12 protein-coding genes, 1 tRNA gene and 1 other RNA gene are annotated in these 18,096 nt (G+C 71.3%); 8 read left to right on the forward strand and 6 right to left on the reverse strand.

Translation table 11 applies throughout. From position 1 onward, the window contains the following. The first annotated feature begins 101 nt into the window (after positions 1-101). Both DY157_RS04510 and DY157_RS04515 read left to right on the forward strand, forming a co-directional pair. Positions 102-2,102 carry an alpha/beta hydrolase family protein gene (locus DY157_RS04510; protein WP_115727417.1) on the forward strand — a complete coding sequence of 667 codons (2,001 nt, stop codon included), beginning with the start codon at positions 102-104 and terminating at the stop codon, positions 2,100-2,102. Then, positions 2,099-3,913, forward strand: a complete 1,815-nt coding sequence (locus DY157_RS04515) for a chloride channel protein (RefSeq protein ID WP_115727418.1) — start codon at positions 2,099-2,101, stop codon at positions 3,911-3,913. The genes DY157_RS04510 and DY157_RS04515 overlap by 4 nt, the downstream gene beginning before the upstream one ends. Positions 3,914-3,960: 47 nt before the next feature. Here DY157_RS04515 and rnpB read toward each other — a convergent pair. Then, an RNA gene (gene rnpB / locus DY157_RS04520) (RNase P RNA component class A) lies at positions 3,961-4,313 on the reverse strand. 39 nt (positions 4,314-4,352) lie between these two features. Here rnpB and DY157_RS04525 point away from each other — a divergent pair. Beyond that, positions 4,353-5,183, forward strand: a complete 831-nt coding sequence (locus DY157_RS04525) for a YaaA family protein (RefSeq protein ID WP_115727419.1) — start codon at positions 4,353-4,355, stop codon at positions 5,181-5,183. 38 nt (positions 5,184-5,221) lie between these two features. Here the strand turns inward: DY157_RS04525 and DY157_RS04530 are convergent, their stop codons facing one another. Both DY157_RS04530 and DY157_RS04535 read right to left on the reverse strand, forming a co-directional pair. Continuing rightward, on the reverse strand, positions 5,222-5,956 hold the full coding sequence (locus DY157_RS04530; RefSeq protein WP_115727420.1) for a zinc ribbon domain-containing protein: 735 nt from the start codon (positions 5,954-5,956) through the stop codon (positions 5,222-5,224). Then, positions 5,953-6,762: a Nif3-like dinuclear metal center hexameric protein gene (locus tag DY157_RS04535; RefSeq protein ID WP_235827114.1), complete on the reverse strand. Its 810-nt coding sequence runs from the start codon at positions 6,760-6,762 to the stop codon at positions 5,953-5,955. Before DY157_RS04535 ends, DY157_RS04530 begins: the two co-directional genes overlap by 4 nt. 113 nt (positions 6,763-6,875) lie before the next feature. Here DY157_RS04535 and lipB point away from each other — a divergent pair, with 113 nt between their 5' ends. From lipB to DY157_RS04555, 4 genes are all read left to right on the forward strand, one after another. After that, positions 6,876-7,556 (forward strand): lipoyl(octanoyl) transferase LipB, encoded by a 681-nt coding sequence (gene lipB / locus DY157_RS04540; protein WP_115727422.1) that lies wholly within the window; start codon positions 6,876-6,878, stop codon positions 7,554-7,556. Continuing rightward, a complete protein-coding gene (lipA, locus tag DY157_RS04545) occupies positions 7,553-8,611 on the forward strand; it encodes a lipoyl synthase (protein WP_115727423.1) in 1,059 nt (352 codons plus the stop codon). The genes lipB and lipA overlap by 4 nt, the downstream gene beginning before the upstream one ends. Before the next feature lies 1 nt (position 8,612). Further along, entirely contained in the window at positions 8,613-10,157 is a 1,545-nt protein-coding gene (locus tag DY157_RS04550; protein WP_115727424.1) for a class I adenylate-forming enzyme family protein, read from the forward strand. A 158-nt stretch (positions 10,158-10,315) separates the two neighbouring features. After that, the gene (locus tag DY157_RS04555) at positions 10,316-11,698 is read left to right on the forward strand and encodes an NAD(P)/FAD-dependent oxidoreductase (RefSeq protein ID WP_115727425.1); all 1,383 of its coding nucleotides are present in this window, start codon (positions 10,316-10,318) and stop codon (positions 11,696-11,698) included. Between the two features lie 70 nt (positions 11,699-11,768). Here DY157_RS04555 and DY157_RS04560 read toward each other — a convergent pair. Both DY157_RS04560 and DY157_RS04565 read right to left on the reverse strand, forming a co-directional pair. Continuing rightward, positions 11,769-11,842, reverse strand: a tRNA-Val gene (locus DY157_RS04560). 95 nt (positions 11,843-11,937) lie between these two features. Beyond that, entirely contained in the window at positions 11,938-12,336 is a 399-nt protein-coding gene (locus DY157_RS04565) for a DUF3052 domain-containing protein (protein WP_115727426.1), read from the reverse strand. 221 nt (positions 12,337-12,557) lie between these two features. On the opposite strand from DY157_RS04565, the gene aceE reads away from it, so the two are divergent. Further along, complete coding sequence (aceE, locus tag DY157_RS04570) at positions 12,558-15,359, forward strand: pyruvate dehydrogenase (acetyl-transferring), homodimeric type (protein ID WP_407923454.1); 2,802 nt, start codon at positions 12,558-12,560, stop codon at positions 15,357-15,359. A 290-nt stretch (positions 15,360-15,649) separates the two neighbouring features. Here aceE and DY157_RS04575 read toward each other — a convergent pair whose 3' ends face one another. Further along, on the reverse strand, positions 15,650-17,833 hold the full coding sequence (locus tag DY157_RS04575) for an HNH endonuclease signature motif containing protein (protein WP_115727428.1): 2,184 nt from the start codon (positions 17,831-17,833) through the stop codon (positions 15,650-15,652). Positions 17,834-18,096: the final 263 nt, after the last annotated feature.

An 18,096-nucleotide genomic window follows, 5' to 3' on the forward strand; every position in this document is an offset into this window, starting at 1 on the left:
CGCCGCGCGGAACACGGCCCCCGCACGGAGCGCCGGGTCCGCGGACTAGGATGTGGATCACGGTCGACCGACCGTTCGAATCGTCCTTCCGAGGAGGAAGCATGTCCGTGACCGTCGCGCCCTACGGAGAGTGGAAGTCCCCGATCACCGGCGAGTCCTTCACCGCGAGGAGCGTCGAGCTCTCCCAGGTGCGGGTCGACGGCGCGGACACGTACTGGGTCGAGGGCCACCCGAAGGAGGACGGCCGCGGAACGCTTCTGCGCCGCAGCGGCGCCGGCGTCACCTCCGAGGTCCTTCCGATGATCGACGGCGTCCGCCTTCCCGACGTCCGCACCCGCGTCCACGAGTACGGCGGCCGCGCCTACGCGGTGCTCGACGGCTTCATCGTCTTCTCCGACGGCTTCGACGACCGCGTTTACCGCTTCGACGCGAAGGACCCCCACCGGACGGTCTCCCCGCTCACCACCCTGTCGAAGTCGCGGTTCGGCGACTTCGAGATCGACGAGGTCCGCGGGCTCGTCTACGCGGTCCGCGAGGACCACTCCGGTGAGGGCGAACCGGTCAACACGCTCGTCGCGATCCCCCTCGACGGGTCGGCGGCCCGCGACGACTCCGCCCTCGTCACCGTCTTCGAGGGGACCGATTTCGTCGAGGCTCCCGCCCTCTCCCCCGACGGGACGAAGCTCGCGTGGCTCACGTGGAACCACCCGGAGATGGCGTGGACGCGCTCCGCCCTCCACGTCGGCGCCCTCGATTTCGAAGGGCGGATCACCATCGATCGCGTCGTCGTCGACGAGCCGGACGTTTGCGTCTACGAGCCGCGCTGGACCCTCAACGGCGATCTCGTCCACGTCGACGACACGACCGGCTGGGCGAACCTCTTCCGCACGGAGGGCTTCGCGTGGCGCGAGGGCGAGGCCGAGGACGCGTGGACCGGGCGCCTGCGGACCCGCGCGATGCACCCGGGCACCCAGGCCTTCTCGCACCCGCACTGGCAGCTCGGGCTCCACTCCTACGACAACTTCGACTACGAGAACCTCATCTGCTCGTGGGCCGAGGACCTCACCTGGCACATCGGCACGGTGAGGATCAACAACGGCATGGCCGAGGAATGGGCGACGGGCTGGTGGCCGATCGGCAACGTCGCCTCTTCCGACGGGCGCGTCGTCTTCCTCGCCGATTCGGCGACCCACACGCCCGCGATCATCCAGGTGAAGGGCGGCTCGACGCGGATCATCCGACCGTCCTCCGAGGCCGAGGTCGATCCCGCGCTCGTCTCCCCCGCTCAGATCGTCTCCTGGCCGACCTCCGACGGCGAGAAGGCGTACGGCTTCTACTACCCGCCGAAGAACCCCTCGTACGAGGCGCCGGCCGGCACCCTCCCGCCCCTCGTCGTCAACGTCCACGGCGGCCCGACCTCGTCGACGCGGCCCGGACTCAAGATCCCGCTCCAGTACTGGACGAGCCGCGGATTCGCCGTCCTCGACGTCAACTACCGCGGGTCGACCGGATTCGGCCGCGCCTATCGCGAGCGCCTCAACGGCAACTGGGGCGTCATGGACGTCGAGGACTGCGCCGACGGCGCGCGCTCGCTCGTCGAGCGCGGCCTCGTCGATCCGAAGCGGATCGCGATCCGCGGCGGCTCGGCCGGCGGCTTCACGGCCCTCGCCGCCCTCGTCCGCACCGACGTCTTCACCGCCGGAACCTCCTTCTACGGCATCTCGGACCTGCGCCGCCTCGAGGAGGAGACCCACAAGTTCGAGGCCGGCTACGCCTTCCGCCTCATCGGCTCGGACGACCTCGAGGATCCGGTGTGGAAGGAGCGCTCGCCCCTCTTCCACATCGACGGGATCTCCGCGCCGCTGCTCCTCCTCCAGGGCGCCGACGACCGCGTCGTGCCGCCGACTCAGGCGCGCGCGATGGCGGAGGCCCTCGAGGCGCGCGGCGACGCGGTCGCCCTGAGGATCTACGAGGGCGAGGGTCACGGCTTCCGCAAGGCGACGACGATCCGCGACGCGTGGGCGTGCGAGCTCGCCTTCTACTCGAAGGTCTGGGGCATCGACTCCGACGTCGAGTCGGACCTCGTCGTCTCCAACCTGTGACGGGTTCGACGCGCGGTCGCGGCCTCGAGGACCTCGGGGCCGCGATCGGCGCGCACCGGTCCCTCATCGGCCTCGTCGCCGCTCTCGTCGGAGCGATCGTCGGCGGCGCCGCCGTCCTCTTCAACGTCATGATCCGCGCCTGGACGTGGGTGTCGACGGGCTACTTCGAGTACTCGACGCGCCCGGGCGCCGCGCACGGCGTCCTCGGGATCGAGCCCTGGGCGTTCCTCGTTCTCTCCCCCGTCGTCGCGGCGCTCCTTTACGGGCCCCTCGTCTCGCGTTTCGCTCCGACGGCCCGCGGGCACGGCATCCCCGAGGTCATGCTCGCCGTGCGGCGCAAGGGCGGCCGCATCCCCGGACGCGTCGCCGTCGTCAAGCTCATCGCCTCCTCCCTGACGATCGGGTCGGGCGGGTCGGCGGGCCGCGAGGGCCCGATCGTCCAGGTCGGCGCGTCGCTCGGGTCCTCCCTCGCGACCGCGCTGCGCCTCCCGCCCTCGCGAGTCGTCCTCCTCGCCTCCTGCGGGGCTGCCGGCGGCATCGCCGCGACCTTCCACGCGCCGCTCGCGGGCGCCGTCTTCGCCCTCGAGGTCATCCTCACGAGCTTCTCGGCCGAGACCTTCGGCTACGTCGTCGTCTCCTCCGTCATGGCCTCCATCCTCGCCCGCGCCCTCCAGGGCGACGAGACGATCGTCCACGTCGGGCGGGACCTCGCCTTCACGCACCTCGCCGACATGTGGTGGGTCGGCCTGCTCGGCGTCCTCGCCGGACTCGCCGGTCTCGGCTTCTCCAAGCTCCTCTACGCGATGGAGGACGGCATCGACGCCGTCTGGGGCCGCCTGCGCCTTCCCGACTGGTCGAAGCCCGCGGTTCTCGGCGTCCTCCTCGGCGCCGGCATCCTCGTCTTCCCCCAGATGTACGGCTCGGGCTACCCGATCGAGGAGGCGGCCCTCGCCGGGACGTACTCGATCGGATTCCTCCTCCTCGCGATGCTCGGGCGCGCCGTCTACACCTCGTACACGATCGGGATCGGCGGATCGGGCGGCGTCTTCGCCCCGACGCTCTTCATCGGCGCGATGGCGGGCGCCGCCTTCGGCCAGGCGATCGCCCCGCTCACGGGCACGGCGCCCGGCGTCTTCGGCGTCATCGGGATGGGCGCGGCCTTCGCCGGAGCGGCCCGCGCACCGATGACCGCGGTCCTCATCATCGTCGAGATGACCGGCCAGTACTCCCTCATCATGCCGATGATGCTCGCCGTCGTCCTCGCGACCGGGGTCTCCCGATTCCTCACGCGCGCGACGATCTACACGGAGAAGCTCCGCCGCCGCGGCGACGTCCTCGACGATCCGGTCGACGCGACCCTCCTCGGCGCGAAGCCCGTCGCGGAGTGGATGGGGCCGGTGCCCGGCTCCCTGCGCTCGGATGCGACGCTCGGCTCGGCGATCCTCTCGATGCGCGGACTCCACGCCTCCGACCTCCCGGTCGTCGACGAGTCGGGGCGCTACCTCGGGCTCATCGGCGCGATCGACCTCGCGATCGCCCGTCAGGACGAGGAGGATCTCGGGGCGCCGATCTCCTCCCTCGTTCTGCGCGACGCCTCGGCGCCCTCGACGGCACTCCCCTCCGTCGTCCTCGAGGCCCTCGCGACCTCGGGCGCCTCCGGACTGCCGATCCTCGACGGCGAGCGCCGCCTCGTCGGGTGGGTATCGGAGAGGGACCTCATCGATCGGATGCACCGCGATCAGCGCCGGGCGATCGCCGCGCGGGCGCAGTCGTCCTTCGGCTCGCGGTGGAAGGAGAGGCACCGGCGCTGAGCCCCGCGCGCCCAGGGGACGCTCCCATGACGCGGGCCCCGAAGGGGCGGATGAGTCGGTCTGTACGCCGGGTTCTGTTCCGTCGTGAGACGGCGGCGACCATCTCTCTAGGACCCGTGTTGCCACGGGCCTCAAGCGACCTACCCGCAGTACTGGGACGGGCCGTCCACTGCCTGCTGCTCGGTCTTGCTCCGGGTGGGGTTTGCCGAGCCGATCCGGTCGCCCGGATCGCTGGTGGGCTCTTACCCCGCCGTTTCACCCTTACCGCGGTCGCCCGCGGCGGTCTGTTCTCTGCGGCACTGTCCCTCGGGTCGCCCCGGGTGGCCGTTAGCCATCACCCTGCCCTGCGGAGCCCGGACGTTCCTCGGGGGTCTCCCCTCGCGGCCGCCCGACCGACTCATCCGCGCGGGCCAGTGTACCAGCCCGGTAGCATGCCCCCATGTTCGTCTGGCTGCCCCCGTCCGAGTCGAAGACCGCTCCCGCGGGAGGCGGCCTCCCCGATGCCGTCGGCCTCGACCTCGCCCGACTCGTCCACCCCGGTCTCGCGGCCGCTCGCGCCGAGGTGCTCGACGCCCTCGCATGCGCGAGCGCCCGCCCCGATGCCGCCGCGATCCTCGGGCTCGGACCCGCGACCGCGGACGAGGCGGCGACGAACCTCCGTCTCGTCGAGGCCCCCTGCGCCCCGGCCCTCTCCCTCTTCACCGGCGTCCTCTACGACGCGCTCGACGCCGCGTCCCTCGACGAGGGGGCGTCGGCGGCTGCGGCGAGCGTCCTGCGGATCTTCTCCGGCGCCTTCGGCGTCCTCGGCGCCTCGGACCCCGTTCCGGATCATCGTCTCTCGATGGGCGTCGACCTCCCCGGGATCGGCCCCCTCGCTCGCTTCTGGCGCCCACGCCTCGACGAGGCGCTGCGCGAGGAGACAGAGGGCGAATGCGTCGTCGACGCGCGCTCGGGGACCTACGCCTCCGCCTGCCCGGCGCCCTGGGCGGATCTCGTCCGCATCGGCGCCGTGCGCGAGACCGGGGCTCGGCGTCAGACCATCTCCCACGACGCGAAGCGGTGGCGCGGCCTCGTCGTCCGCCGACTCCTCGCGCTCGGGGCCCACGCGGACGAGGACACGATCCTCGAGTCGCTCGCCGCGCTTCCCGGCGAGATCCGGATCGAGGACGCGAAGGGCGTTCCCCACGCCGTAATCGGCGTCGAGATCTCCGACGCCGCGCGTTCGAAGGCCGGCGGCCGGGCGCGCACGGCCGTCCTCGTCACGGACTGAGGCGGCGCCCCGCGCGACCGGCCGAGCGCGGATCGGGCTCAGGCCCGCGTCGTGCGGACGACGATCGCGCCGGTGTCCTCGGTCCAGTAGATCTCGTCGTCCGGGGTGCGCCGGATGCGATCGAGCTCGAGGGGCGAGAGCTCGGCGGCGGCGCCGATGCCGACGCCGTTGCGGACCTCGACGACGGCGAGGGCCCCGTTCGCGCGGCGAACCCGCTCGTACTCGTCGACGAGGGCCTCCGGGAGCCCTTCGACGAGGGCGCGGCGCTTCGCGATGACGGAGCGGAGCTCGACGTCGAGCTCCTCGACGTCGGCGGCGAAACCGGCCTTCGCGGACTCGACGTCCGATGCGATCGCCTCGGTCTCCTTCAGCATCGCCTCGCGGGCGGCCACCGCCGCCTCGCGCTGCTCCTCGGCGGCCAACTGGTCGTCCTCGAGGGCGCTGAGGCGGGCGTCCATCTGGGCGATCTCGTGCTCCATCGAGGAGATGTCGCGCAGCGGCACCTGGTTCGCGTCGAGGCGCTCGCGCTGGCGGGCGCGCCGGGCGCGGACGAGGCCGACCTCGTTCTCGATGCGCTCGACCTCGCGGGTGACGTCCGAGATGACGGCGGACTGGGTGATGGCGGCGCGCTGGAGGTCCTCGGCGCGGGCGGCGAGCTCGCGGACGACTCCGTGGGCGGGGTGCGAGTCGCGGCGGTGGCGCAGGGCCGACTCCCTCTGGTCGAGTCCCTGGAGTTCGAGCAGGCTCTGCTGATCGATGTACGTCGCCTTCACAGGAGTCCTCCTCGTGTTCGCCGGTGGCCCGTCCACGGCTCGGTCGCAATGGTAGAGACTTTCACGTCGAGATCCACATTCGCCTCATCGGCGGCCCCGCGCAGGCGCTCGGCGAGGACGGGGAGCCACGGCCATTCGGTCGCCCAGTGACTCCCGCACAGGAGGGCCGGGGCCCCGCCCTCGAGGTGCTCGGACGCCGGGTGGTGGCGCAGATCGGCGGTGAGGAAGACGTCGGCGCCGGCCGAGCGGGCGTCCGCGAGGAAGGAATCACCCGCCCCGCCGGACACGGCGGCCCGTTCGACGCGGGCGTCCTCGTCCCCCGAGACGAGGAGGCCGGTCGGGCCGGCGGGCAGCCGGGAGGCGACGAGGTCGGCGAAGTCCCCGAGGCGCATCGGCCCGATCCTCCCGATCCGGCCGTGCCCGAAGGGGCGGCCCCGCGAATCGACGCCGGAGGGCACGAGGGGCTCGGCGTCCTCGAGCCCGAGGAGCTCTCCGAGCGCGTCGGCGACCCCGCCCGGTGAGACGTCGGCGTTCGTGTGGGCGTTGAAGAGCGCGACGCCGGCCCGGATGAGGCGGGCGACCGAGCTCCCCTTCGGGTCGGTCTCCGGGAGGAAGCTCGTCCCGCGCAGGTAGAGGGGGTGGTGCGCGAGGAGGAGGTCCGCGCCGAACTCGAGCGCCTCGTCGACGGTCGCGCGCACGGGGTCGACCGCGAGGAGGATCCTTCGCACCTTCGCGGCGGGGTCGCCGAGGATCAGCCCGACCCGGTCCCAGGACTCCGCCCGGTCGGCGGGATACCACTCCTCCATGCGGGCGAGGACGTCCGCCAGTCTCCAATTCGCATTCACCGGCCCAGGATATCCGGCGCGCCGGAAACCCGGCCCGGTTCGACGCCGGCCGCGAACCGCTAGAATGGCCGACCGTGCTGCTCTACGACTTCATCGGCGAAGGACTGGTCGACTACCGCGAGATCGACCGATTGCAGCGAGAGCTTCACGAAAGGGCCGCCGCCGGGGAGGGCGACGCGATCATCCTCGCCGAGTTCGAGCCGACGTGGACGGCGGGCCGCCACACGAAACCCGAGGACGTCCCCGACACGACCCTCCCCATCATCGCGACGGACCGGGCGGGCTCCGCCACGTGGCACGGGCCCGGCCAGGTCGTCTGCTACCCGATCGTCCGGCTCGCCGAGCCCGTCGACCTCTACGCGTGGATCCGCGCCGTCGAGGCCGGCGTCATCGAGACCGTGCGCGAGGAGTGGGGCCTGCCGGCCCACCGGATCGACGGGCGCGCGGGCGTCTGGCTCACGGAGGAGGGCCGCCGCGATCGGAAGATCTGCGCGATCGGCCTCAAGGTCGCCCGGGGCGCGACCCTTCACGGCGTCGCGCTCAACGTCGACATCGACCCCGCAGCCGCCTTCTCCGGCATCATCCCCTGCGGCCTCGTCGACTGCGACGTCGCCTCCCTCGGTTGGGAGGGCGTGCGCGCGACCGTCCGCGAAGCGGCCGACGCGCTCCTCATCCATCTCCTCGCCTCCATCCGTCCGCGCCTCGCGAATCCCGATCAGGACCTCGTCCTCCCCCAGGAAAGGAGCATCCGATGAGCACCCTCCCCGATCCCGAGGGCCGCAAGCTGCTGCGCGTCGAGGCGAAGAACTCGCTGACGCCGATCGAGTCGAAGCCGGAGTGGATCCGCACGACGGCCCGCGCCGGCGAGAACTACCACGACATGCGCGCCCTCTCGCACGCGAAGGGCCTCCACACGGTGTGCGCCGAAGCCGGCTGCCCGAACATCTACGAGTGCTGGCAGGACCGCGAGGCAACCTTCCTCCTCGGCGGGGCCGTCTGCACGCGCCGCTGCGACTTCTGCGACATCGCCACCGGGCGTCCGACCGAGTACGACACGGACGAACCGCGCCGCATCGCCGAGTCCGTCGCCGAACTCGGACTGCGCTACGCGACGATCACCGGCGTCACCCGCGACGACCTGCCCGACGGCGCGGCGTGGTTGTACGCCGAGACGTGTCGGCTCATCCGCGAGAAGAGCCCCTCGACCGGCGTCGAGCTCCTCGTCGACGACTTCCGCGGCGATCCGGACGCGATCGACATGGTCGTCGCCGCCCGCCCGCAGGTCTTCGCCCACAACCTCGAGACCGTTCCCCGGATCTTCAAGAAGATCCGCCCGGCCTTCCGCTACGAACGCTCCCTCGCGATGATCTCGCGGGCGCACGACGGCTCGATGGTGACGAAGTCGAACCTCATCCTCGGCATGGGCGAGACCCGCGAGGAGATCTCCGAGGCGATGCGCGACCTCCACGAGTCCGGCTGCGACCTCCTCACCCTCACCCAGTACCTGCGCCCCTCGCCGCTCCATCACCCGATCGACCGCTGGGTCCATCCCGAGGAGTTCGTCGAGCTCAAGGCCGAGGCCGAGGAGATCGGCTTCGCCGGCGTCATGGCGGGCCCCCTCGTCCGCTCGTCCTACCGCGCCGGGCTCCTGTGGGCCAAGGGAATGCGGGCGCGCGGATTCGAGATCCCCGCCGAGCTCGCCCACCTCGACGACTCGGGCACCACCCTCCAGGAGGCGGGGACCGTCCTCGAGACGATGCGCGAGCGCGCCGAGCGGCGGGCCCTTCGCGAGGCGCCGGCGGGCGTCTGAGGTGACCGAGCCGAACTACTCCCCCGCCCGGGCGCTCCTGCGCGCGGCGAAGCAGCGTCCCGACCGCGACTCGCTCGTCTGGCTCGACTCCGGCGAGGTCTGGTCGGTGCGCCGCAGCGCCGACGCCGTCGCCCGCACGGCGACGCTTCTGCGCGCCCTCGGCGTCGGCGAGGGCGCCCGCGTCGTCTACGCGTGCGCGAATTCGCCGTGGGTCTACGTCCTCCACTGCGCGTGCGCGTGGATCCGCGCCGTCACGGTCCCGCTCTCGGAGCGCCTCCCCGAGGACGTCGCCGCGTCCCTCCGCTCGTCCCTCCGCCCGCGCCTCGTCCTCGTCGATCGTCTCCCCGGCGATCCCGGGATCGACGAGGCCGGGGCGCAGGCGCCCGATGCGACGGGAACGACCCTCGCCCTGGACGACTTCGCGGCCCGCGCCCTCGCGAGCCCGCCGGCCGGGGACGAACCTGCCGCCGTCGCGCACGAGATCGCGGCGGTCGTCCACACCTCGGGGTCGGCCGGGCGCACCCGAGGGGTCGAGCTCTCGCACGCGTGCATGTGGTGGGGCTCGATGTGCTTCCGCGACGGGTTCGAGTACTCGCCCGCTCGCGACGTCGTCGGCGTGTGCGCGCCGGTCTCCCACATCGGCGGATTCAACGGGACGACGCTCGACGTGTTCAGCCACGGCGGCGCGCTCGTCGTCTTCCCCGCCTTCGACCCCGGCGTCGTCCTTCGGGCGATCGAGGCGCACCGGATCACGATGATGTTCGTCGTCCCCGTCATGTGCCACCTCCTCCTCGACGCGAACGAGCGGGTCGGCGCGGATCTGTCGAGCTGGGAGCGCCCCCTCGTCGGCGGCGATGCGATGGGCCCGGCCCTCGCCGAGCGGATGCGCGCGGCGGGCCTGCGCCCCATTCACGTGTGGGGGATGACGGAGACGAGCGGCGCGGGCCTCATGGCCTCCCCCGACTCCGGGGCGCCGGCCGGTGCGCTCGGCGCGCCCTTCCCCTATGTCGACGTCCGTCTCGTCGCGCCGGCCGATGCCCCCGGCCGTCCCGGCGAGCCCGTCGGCGTCGGCGAGGTCGGCGAGATCGAGGTGAGGGGGCCGGGGGTGGCGACCTCGTTCCTGTCGGCCGGAGAGCGCGGGCCCGCGCGCATCCGCGACGGATGGCTCGCGACGGGCGATCTCGCGACGCGCGACGCGCGGGGATGGTACTCGATCGTCGGGAGGGCCTCGCGGATGATCAACACGGGCGGCGAGCTCGTCGCCCCGAACCGCATCGAAGAGCTCTGCCGCGCCCTCCCCCAGGTCGCCGACGCCCTCGTCGTCGGAGTTCCCGACGAGCGCTGGGGAGAGATCGTCGCGGCGCTGCTCGTGCCCGCAGAATCGTCCCCGACGCGTCCGGACGCCCTCGACGTCCTCGCTGGCCTGCGCGCGGGTCTCGCGCCCTGGGAGAGGGTCCGCCGCGCCGTGTGGGTCGACGCGCTCCCCCAGCTCCCCAACGGGAAGCCGGACGCGAACGCGGCGAAGCGGATCGCCGCGGCGCTCTAGGCTCCGCCGCCTCCTTGCCGGCCTCGCCGCGGGCCCCACCGACGCCCTCTCGCGCCCGGCGGCTCCTCGTGCCCGACGAGCCCCGAGTGGTCAACGCCGCAGTTCCCGCGACCCTCGATTTAGATACGCTTGTCGTGACGTAATTGAGGGGGACCACTATGCACCGCATCGTCATCATCGGCTCAGGATTCGCCGGACTCGCCGCCGCCAAGGGCCTCAAGCGCGCCGACGCCGACATCACGATCCTCGCGAAGACGGGTCACCACCTCTTCCAACCGCTCCTCTACCAGGTCGCGACCGGCATCCTCTCCGAGGGCGACATCGCGCCGACGACCCGCGAGATCCTCCAGCGCCAGAAGAACGTCCGCGTCCTCCAGGCGCTCGTCGAGGACATCGACGTCGAGCGGCGCCTCGTCGTCTGGAGGAATCACAACGAGGTCCGCGAAACCCCCTACGACACGCTCGTCGTCGCCGCCGGCGCCGGCCAGTCCTACTTCGGACACGACGAGTACGCCGTCTTCGCGCCGGGCATGAAGACGATCGACGACGCCCTCGAGCTCCGGGCCCGCATCTTCGATTCCTTCGAGAAGGCGGAGATCGCGACCGACCCCGCCGAGATCGAGCGCCTCCTCACCTTCGTCGTCGTCGGCGCCGGCCCCACCGGCGTCGAGATGGCCGGCCAGATCCGCGAGCTTGCCTCGCAAACGCTCGCCCACGAGTTCCGATCGATCGATCCGACGCGCGCCCGCGTCATCCTCGTCGACGGCGCCGACCGTCCCCTCCCCGTCTTCGGCGAGGAGCTCGGCGATCGGACCCGGAAGGAACTCGAGCGCCTCGGGGTCGAGGTCCGCACCGGGGCCCTCGTCACGGCCCTCGACCACGACACCGTCACTCTGCAGTTCCGCGACGGCACCGCCGAAACCTTGCGCGCCAACTGCAAGGTATGGGCCGCGGGCGTTCAGGCGAGCGAGCTCGGCGGGGTCCTACGCGACCGCGCGGGCGCCGAACTCGATCGCGCGGGCCGCGTCGTCGTCGAACCCGACCTCACCGTTCCCGGCCACCCGGAGATCTTCGTCCTCGGCGACATGATGAGCGTTCCCGGAGTCCCCGGCGTCGCCCAAGGGGCCACCCAACCCGCCCGCCACGCCGCGAGGACCATCCTCGCGCGCCTGTCGGGCTCGCCGGCGCCCGCCCCCTTCGCCTACCGCGACAAGGGCTCGATGGCGACGATCGCGCGCTTCGAGGCCGTCGTGAAGATCGGCCGCGTCCGCCTCACGGGCTTCCTCGCCTGGGCGGCCTGGTGCTTCCTCCACCTCCTCTACATCGTCGGCTTCAAGTCCCAGATCGGCACGCTCGTCCACTGGCTCTTCAGCTTCGTCTCCGGAGCGCGCTCGCAGCGCACGACGACGAATCAGCAGCTCGTCGGGCGCCTCGCGCTCGAACGGCTCGGGACCGGCTCGTCCGGCAAGCTCGTCGCCGGCGTCGACCCGGTCGAGCACACCGCCGCGCCCTCGTCGATGACGGACGCGACCGCGGACTGACGACGAGGAAGGAACGACGAAGGGGGAGGACGCGCGTCCTCCCCCTCGCCGCATCTCACGGCATTCCTCGTGGGCCCGGCCGGGTTCGAACCGACGACATCTGCGGTGTAAGCGCAGCGCTCTGACCAACTGAGCTACAGGCCCCTGCGCGCGCCCTCGGGACGCGCCCGCGCGCACTCGGACAGCATAACGACCGCGGAGCGGCGCCGTGCGCCCCGCGGCCGCGATGGACGAGCGACTCAGCGGCCCCTCGGGCGCGCCGTCAGGCGGATGCCCGCCCACTGCGGTCCCACCGAGGCGGCCGACGTCGAATGAAGCCCCGCGACCTTCGCCGCGTCCTCGACGTCCGCGACCGGCACCGATCCGGGGCGTCCGGGCTTGGGGATCAGCACCCAGATGAGTCCGCCGTCGTCGAGATTCGAGAGGGCGTCGACGAGGAGGTCCGCGAGGTCCTCCTCTTCGGCGTCGTCCGCGCGCCACCACACGATCGCGCCGTCGACGACGTCCCCGTAGTCGGGATCGACGAGGGCGGAGCCGGTCTCCTCCTCGACGCGGGAGCGGAGCTCCTGATCGGCGTCGTCGTCGACGTAGAACTCCTGCACGACCTGGCCCGGAGCGAATCCGAGGTTCACCGCCACGACGAACGACCGCCCTTCCTCACGAGCGCCCGCTGCGCTGCTGAATCGAACACCCGCTCATCGTAGGGCACTCGCCGCGGCTTCGACCATTCTCCCGCGCGGCCCGTCGCGCGCGTCCACGGCGGGCGCTCCCGGGCAGTCGGGATGACGAGCGGAATGAGGCATGAATCATGGGCCCGAGGTCCTAATTTCGGTCGCGCCCGCGAGGGAGACGGTGGACAATGGGAAGCACCGCACGAAGTCGCGCACACCAGTCACATACGTGGAAGAAGAGGGTATCCGTGAGTCACGCGAGCGAGAACCACCCCGTCGTCAACGGCCTGCTCAGCCAGGTCCCGGACAACGATCCGGCGGAGACCGCCGAATGGATCGAGTCCCTGTCCGGCCTCATCGACGAGAAGGGCGGACCGAGGGCCAGGTACATCCTCCTTCACATGCTCGCGCAGGCCCGTCGCGAGGGCGTGCAGATCCCGCAGGAATACACGACCCCCTACGTCAACACCATCCCCGTCGACCAGGAGCCCTACTTCCCGGGCGACGAGGCCATGGAGCGCCAGTACCGCCGCTGGATCCGCTGGAACGCCGCCGTGCAGGTGACGCGCGCGCAGCGCCCCGGCGTCAAGGTCGGCGGCCACATCTCCTCCTACGCGTCGGTCGCGACCCTCTACGAGGTCGGCCTCAACCACTTCTTCCGCGGCAAGGACCACCCGGGCGGCGGCGACCACGTCTTCTTCCAGGGCCACGCCTCCCCCGGCCCCTACGCCCGCGCGTTCCTCGAGGGCCGCCTCTCCGAGGAGGAGATGGACGGCTTCCGCCAGCAGGCCTCCACCGCCAAGGGCCTCCCCTCCTACCCGCACCCGCGCCAGCTCCCCGACTTCTGGGAGTACCCGACCGTGTCGCTCGGCCTCGGCCCGGCGGAGGCGATCTACCAGGCGTGGTTCGACCGCTACCTCCACCTCCGCGGCATCAAGGACACCTCCCAGCAGCACACCTGGGCCTTCCTCGGCGACGGCGAGATGGACGAGCCCGAGTCGCGCGGCATGCTCCAGCTCGCCGCCCAGCAGGGCCTCGACAACCTCACCTTCGTCGTCAACTGCAACCTCCAGCGCCTCGACGGCCCGGTTCGCGGCAACGGCAAGATCATCCAGGAGCTCGAGGCCTTCTTCAAGGGCGCCGGCTGGAACGTCATCAAGGTGATCTGGGGCCGCGGCTGGGACCAGCTCCTCGCCTCCGACAAGGACGACGCCCTCGTCCACCTCATGAACGACACGCTCGACGGCGACTACCAGACCTTCAAGGCGAACGACGGCGCGTACGTCCGCGAGCACTTCTTCGGCCGCGACCCGCGCACGAAGGCGATGGTCCAGAACTGGACCGACGACCAGATCTGGGCCCTCCAGCGCGGCGGCCACGACTACCGCAAGGTCTACGCCGCCTACAAGGCCGCGATGGAGCACACCGGTCAGCCAACCGTCATCCTCGCCCACACGATCAAGGGCTACGCCCTCGGCTCCCACTTCGCCGGTCGCAACTCGACGCACCAGATGAAGAAGCTCACCCTCGAGGACGCCAAGCAGCTCCGCGACCGCCTGCAGATCCCGATCACGGACGAGCAGCTCGAGGCCAACCCCTACATGCCGCCCTACTTCAAGCCGGCTGACGACGACCCGGCCCTCCTCTACATGAAGGAGCGCCGCGAGAAGCTCGGCGGCTGGGTCCCCGAGCGCCGCGCGGATCGCGACCCGAAGCTCCCGCCGCTCCCGACAAAGCCCTTCGAGGGCCTGTCCAAGGGCTCGGGCCCGCTCGAGGTCGCGACGACGATGGCCCTCGTCCGACTCCTCAAGGACCTCTTCAAGGACAAGAACGTCGGCAAGTACTTCGTCCCGATCATCCCGGACGAGGCGCGCACCTTCGGCCTCGACGCAATCTTCCCCTCGGCGAAGATCTTCAACACGCACGGCCAGAACTACACGGCCGTCGACGCCGACATGATGCTCTCCTACAAGGAGTCCGAGCAGGGCCAGGTCATGCACACCGGCATCACCGAGGCCGGTTCGGCGGCCGCCTTCCAGGTCGTCGGCACCGCCTACGCGACGCACGACCTCCCGATGGTCCCCGTCTACATCTTCTACTCGATGTTCGGCTTCCAGCGGACCGGCGACCAGTTCTGGGCCGCCGGCGATCAGCTCACCCGAGGCTTCGTCATCGGCGCGACCGCCGGCCGCACGACGCTCGCCGGCGAGGGCCTCCAGCACATGGACGGCAACTCGCAGGTCCTCGCGTCGACGAACCGGGCGTTCGTCTCCTACGACCCCGCCTACGCCTACGAGATCCGGTACATCATGGAGGACGGCCTCAAGCGGATGTACGGCGAGGACGACGGTCGCGATCCGAACGTCATGTACTACATCACCGTCTACAACGAGCCCATCCACCAGCCGGCCGAGCCGGAGAACGTCGACGTCGAGGGCATCGTCCGCGGCATCTACAAGGTCGAGGACCACTCCGGTCAGGGCCAGAAGGTCCAGCTCCTCGCCTCCGGCGTCGGCGTGCCGTGGGCCCGCGACGCGAAGCGCCTCCTCGCCGAGGACTGGGGCATCGACGCGGCCGTCTGGTCGGTCACGTCGTGGAACGAGCTGCGCCGCGACGGCCTCGCCGCCGACGAGCACAACTTCCTCCACCCGGAGGAGGCCCCGCGGACCGCGTACCTCACGCAGAAGCTCTCCGGCTCCGAGGGCCCGTTCATCGCGACCTCGGACTTCGACGCCCTCACGCAGGACATGATCCGCCAGTGGGTGCCGGGCGACTACCGCGTCCTCGGCGCCGACGGGTTCGGCATCTCCGACACCCGTCGCGCCGCGCGCCGCTTCTACCACATCGACGCCGAGTCGCTCGTCGTCCGCACCCTGCAGACCCTCGCGGATCAGGGCCGGATCGATCGCTCGGTCATCTCCCAGGCGATCGCGAAGTACGACCTCTTCAACTGCGCGATCACGGCCGAGGATCACCACGGCGAGGACTGATCGTCCTCTGAAGGGTCATTCGGCTCGATGAGCCGACGGGGCGGCCGCTCTCCTCCCGGAGGGCGGCCGCCCCGTTCTCGTCGCCGCGACCGCAGGATCACTCGAGCGTCGACGAACGGACGATCGCTCAGTCGAATGCTCGTCGCAGGCGCCGACTCATCGCCGTTTCACCCAGCGCCGGGCGATCGCAGAGCGGCGGGATCCCGTCACCGCGCTCGCGTCCTACTGCCCCGTACCTGTCGAGCCTTTACACGACACATCCGCGTGGCGCGGGGCCCGTCCCCGGGCCCTCACTCGTCCGCGCGCATGCGGACGCGGTTCCTTCGCAGCCTCTCGCGACGGCCCTGCGGACGAATTCTTGCCAGGGCTTCGCGGACGTCGCGTTCCTCCACCGCGCGAACACGGTGGGGAAAGCGCGGATCGAGCGCGGTGTCGATCTCGATGAGGGCGCCGAAGCCGTGTCGGCGCGCCTCATCGGGCACGGCGAAGCGGTGAAGCATCGGCCAGCACTCGTCGTCGCGGGGAGCATCCGCGTCCGCCCGACCGCTCAACGGCCCCGAGCCCGCACCGGACTCCCCCTCGAGTATCCGCTCCGATTCGATTCCGAGCGATCCTCTCCCTCCAGTCCGTCGCGGAGCTTCGGTCGATATGTCGGGTGGAGGCGACGTCAACGCCTCTGACCGCGTCAACGCCGCAGACGGTGTCAACGCTTCCGGCGACGGGATCTCCTTCGGCGGGAAGTTCGAAGTGGGGATCTCGGGCACTGGCCCCTCGGGCGATGGAGGCTCTGGCCGCGGCGACTCACGGACCATCGCGCGAGGTCGCGCCCTCGGCGCCGTGCGCCGACGGTGCTCGAGCATCCCGTCCTCGAATTTGGTCATCGCGCTGCGGGCGTCGAAGAGACGGCGCGTCGCAGAGGACTGCGCGGGGCGCCACTGGCCGTCGCCCCCGAGGAACACGGGCGCCTTCACTTCGGGCACGCCCTCGCGCATGCGGATACGCCAGGTGAGGGCGTCGAGGAACCTGTGGTGGTACCAGCACAGGAGAACGCCGTTGTCGGTCGTCGTCCGGCCCCCGGCCGCGTACTCGCGCACATGGTGGACTTCGCACCAGGCGGGCCCGACCGTGCAGCCGGGGATCACGCATCCCCCGTCCCTTGCGGCGATCGCCCGACGCTGGCGGCCCGTGAACACTCGTGCTCTGCTCTCGATCTGGAGGATTCGGCCGCGTTCATCCATTCGAACGCGCTCGACGACTCCGTCGCACGCCGCATGGAGGGCGACGCGGGCGGGAATCGTCGAGGCCTCGGCTTGGAATGCGCCCGCAGGAACATCGGCGAGATGAGCGACACCCTTCGGGTCCGCAACGTCCTGCGCCGTCATCGTGACGACGAGCGTGGGAGCCGCGCCGGCCAACTGCGGCATCGACGGGAGCGCGGCGGCCTTCGACACGAGTGAGGCGAAGGCGTCGTGGACGAGCATCGCCCGACTGCGCCCCACGCGCCGGTCCCGATCCGTTCCCGACACGTCGACAACACCGCCGTCGGCGGCAACGCCCAAGGCGTCGACACCGGACGCCCTGTCCGTATCCGTTGGATCCGGCACTTGAGCTTCGCTGGTCTTCGGATTGGTGAGGGCGGACAGCAGAGTATGGAGCCCGGCCCCAACCTCGGGCAGGAGGAGCCCGTTGATTCGAACGAGCCCCTCCCTCGTCGGCGACAGCGCGAGTCCGCGCCGCGACGCGGTATCCGCGTCCTTCGGCATCGTCCCGTCGGGATCGATCGCTTCCGCCCACACGCGCGCGATCTGCTTGACCGTGTCGGCCGGCAGCACCATGCGCTCGGGGAAGCCCGTGAAAGATGAACTGCCGTCAGAGTTCTCGCTGTCGGCCAGAGCGCGGATATCATCCGCCGTGAGGTCAGGAATCTCGCCCTCGGCCGCGGGAATCCCGAGAGCTTGGGACACGACCGCGCGTTCCGCCGCCTCGCCCATGCTCATTCCCGCTATCCGAGGAGCGAATGCGCCGTGGATCGCATCGGCGGCGTCCTCGCTCAGCAGCCCGGTCTCGCACGCCGCCCGCACGAGCGGGAGCCTCCCCGCCAAGGAGTCGCCCGCGAGCGACCGGGGAACGCGAAGACGCCGTCCCGCCCGGATTCGCGCACTCACCGTCCGCGAGGACGCCCCGGTGATCCGGGTCAAGAGGTCATGTGCGGACCTCGCGCCCACCCGGACGTCGATCCGCCCGTCGGCCCGCTCCGGCCGGCACCGTTCCTTCACTTCCACGGCGCCGGCGGCTCGAGCCGCATCCACCGCGCGCCCCAGTGCTTCGACCGCCCGAACGGCCCCCAGGAGATCGTCGTCCGACAGGCGTTCGAAACCGCCGTCGGCGAGAAGACGCGTGAGGACGCACCGCGAGTCCCGGACCGCACGGTCCAGACCGGTAAGCGGGGCGACATCCTCGTTCATGGGTCCCATTCTCCCATGAATCGAACAGGTGTTCTACCAATTCGCAGCCGAATGCCGACCGTTTCCGCAGGTCAGAAATGAGTGTTACCGAATCGTTATTGAAGGCGAGATCGCCTCGTCATCAATCCATTCCAGCTCAGACGCCTGCGGCCGAAGGCGCATGACTTCGCGTGCGGCGGGCCGGGCCGGGTAGGCCCCGGGCGTCTGCAGGACCGCAGAACGCGGTCCGAAGCGGGCGCGCCCGGCCCGCGGCGGGAGAAGCGCTCATCCGG

Source organism: Actinomyces culturomici, assembly GCF_900499005.1.
GTDB lineage: Bacteria > Actinomycetota > Actinomycetes > Actinomycetales > Actinomycetaceae > Pauljensenia > Pauljensenia culturomici.